A 2,877-nucleotide genomic window follows, 5' to 3' on the forward strand; every position below is an offset into this window, starting at 1 on the left:
TAAGTTATTTAAGAATAAGTATTGGAGCATCTGATTTGAATGAGAAAGTTTTTTCGTATGATGATATGCCAGAAGGACAAACCGATTTGAAACTGGAACATTTTAATCTTGGACCAGATTTAGACGATGTAATTCCGGTTTTAAAAGAAATTTTAGCTATAAATCCTAAAATAAAAATAATGGGTTCTCCGTGGTCTCCACCAGTTTGGATGAAAGACAACGGAAGCTCAAAAGGCGGAAGTTTACAGCCAAAATACTATCAAGTTTATGCAGAATATTTTGTGAAATATATTCAAGCAATGAAATCTCACGGAATTGTTATTGACGCTATTACGCCTCAAAACGAACCTTTGCACCCAGGAAACAATCCAAGTTTATTGATGTTGGCAGAGCAGCAAGCAGATTTTATTGGAAATAATTTAGGGCCTGCTTTCGCGAAAGCTGGAATCAAAACCAAAATCGTTGTTTACGATCACAACTGTAATAAACCAGAATATCCTTTGACAATTTTAAGAGATCCAAAAGCAAATCCATTTGTAGCAGGATCAGCTTTTCACTTGTACGAAGGAGATATTAGTGCTTTGACTACTGTTCATAATGAATTTCCAAATAAAGACTTGTATTTTACAGAACAATATACAGGAACAGGAACCAATTTTGAAACTGATTTAAAATGGAGCGTGAAAAATGTGGTTATTGGTTCTATGAGAAACTGGAGTAAAAATGCACTTTCTTGGGGATTAGCAAATGATGAATTCTACAAACCTTTTACGCCAGGAGGATGTTCAACCTGTAAAGGAGCTTTGATGATTGATCAAAATCAAAACATCAAAAGAGAAGTGGGATATTATATTATCGGACACGCTTCTAAATTTGTTCCAGAAGGTTCGGTAAGAATAGGTAGTAATATTGCAGGCAACTTATATAATGTAGCTTTCAAAACTCCATCAGGTCAAACTGTTTTAATTGTAGAAAATGATGGAGCTTCGGCAGAAACATTTAATATTAAATACAATCAAAAACAAACCACAACCACACTAAATGCTGGAGCAGTAGCTACTTACGTTTGGTAAAAACTTAAACTATGAAAAGAATAACCACAGTTACGCTGTTTATGCTTTCGCTTATTGCGTCTGCACAGCAGCAGTCAATAGATCAGAAAGTCAATGATCTGTTGAAGAAAATGACAATTGAAGAAAAAGTAGGCCAGCTGAATCAATACACTGGCGATAATCAGGCGACTGGACCAATTACCATTAACCCGAACAAACAAGCCGAAATCAAACAAGGTTTAGTTGGTTCGATGTTAAATATTATAGGAACAAAATATACCAGACAATATCAAGAATTGGCAATGCAGTCAAGACTTAAAATTCCGTTGTTGTTTGGACAAGATGTTATTCACGGCTACAAAACGACTTTTCCTCTTCCTTTAGCGGAAGCAGCAAGTTGGGATTTAGCAGCGATCGAATTAGGAGCAAGAGTTGCAGCAACAGAAGCTGCGGCAAGCGGAATTCATTGGACATTTGCTCCAATGGTAGACATCAGTCGTGATCCTCGTTGGGGGCGTGTAATGGAAGGTGCAGGAGAAGACACTTATTTGGGATCTAAAATTGCTTATGCGAGAGTAAAAGGTTTTCAAGGAAATAAATTGGGAGATTTAAACTCGGTTATGGCTTGCGTAAAACACTTTGCTGCTTATGGAGCAGGAGTTGGAGGAAGAGATTACAACTCTGTTGACATGAGCGAAAGAATGCTTTGGGAAACGTATTTGCCTCCTTTTAAAGCAGCTTTAGATGCTGGTGCAGCAACATTCATGAATTCGTTCAATGATATTAACGGAATTCCGGCAACAGGAAATGCACATTTGCAAAGAGATATCTTAAAAGGAAAATGGAACTTTCAAGGTTTCGTAGTTTCAGACTGGGGATCAATTGGAGAAATGGTAGCTCATGGTTACTCTAAAGATCTTAAAGAAGCAGCTTATTCTGCAATTACTGCAGGAAGCGATATGGATATGGAAAGCAATGCCTATCGTTATAATTTAGCTCAATTAGTAAAAGAGGGAAGAGTTTCTGTTGATTTAGTTGATGATGCTGTAAGACGCATTCTTCGTAAGAAATTCGAATTAGGACTATTTGATGATCCTTATAAATATTCTGATGCAAAACGCGAAGAAAAAGCATTAAACAATTTAGAGCACAGAAAAGCGGCTCGAGAAATGGCAGAGAAAAGTATCGTTTTATTGAAGAATGAAAACCAGACTTTACCAATTTCTAAAAGTGTAAAAACAATTGCTTTCATTGGACCAATGGTAAAAGAGTACAAAGCCAATATGGGATTTTGGGCTGTTGAACTTCCAGAAGTAAAATACGATCAATGGGTAGTTTCGCAATGGGACGGTTTACAAAATAAAGTAGGCAAAAACACTAAATTATTGTACGCAAAAGGATGTGATGTTACTGGCGACAATAAAGACGGTTTTGCAGAAGCAGTTGAAACAGCCAAACAAGCTGACGTTGTAATTTTAAGTATTGGCGAAAGACACGATATGAGCGGTGAGGCAAAAAGCCGAAGCGATATTCACTTGCCAGGAGTTCAAGAAGATTTAGTAAAAGCGGTTATGGCAACAGGAAAACCAGTTGTAGTTTTAATAAATGCTGGAAGACCATTAGTTTTTAATTACACTGCAGATAATGTTCCAGCAATTCTATACACTTGGTGGTTAGGCACTGAAGCAGGAAATGCAATTGCAAATGTATTGTTTGGAGATTATAATCCGTCTGGAAAATTACCTATGACTTTTCCGAGAGAAGTAGGACAAGTGCCAATTTATTACAATCATTTCAGTACAGGAAGACCTGCTAAAGACGAAAA

General features: G+C 36.9%; 2 protein-coding genes. Both read left to right on the forward strand.

The features are described from left to right. On the forward strand, positions 1-1,073 hold a 1,073-nt coding region (locus B3J44_RS08700; protein ID WP_286967835.1), incomplete at its 5' end, for a glycoside hydrolase family 30 protein. An 11-nt stretch (positions 1,074-1,084) separates the two neighbouring features. Continuing rightward, positions 1,085-2,877: glycoside hydrolase family 3 N-terminal domain-containing protein (locus tag B3J44_RS08705; RefSeq protein ID WP_286967837.1), on the forward strand; the 1,793-nt coding region annotated here is incomplete at its 3' end.

Source organism: Flavobacterium sp. UBA4854, from assembly GCF_002399805.1.
GTDB lineage: Bacteria > Bacteroidota > Bacteroidia > Flavobacteriales > Flavobacteriaceae > Flavobacterium > Flavobacterium ginsengisoli.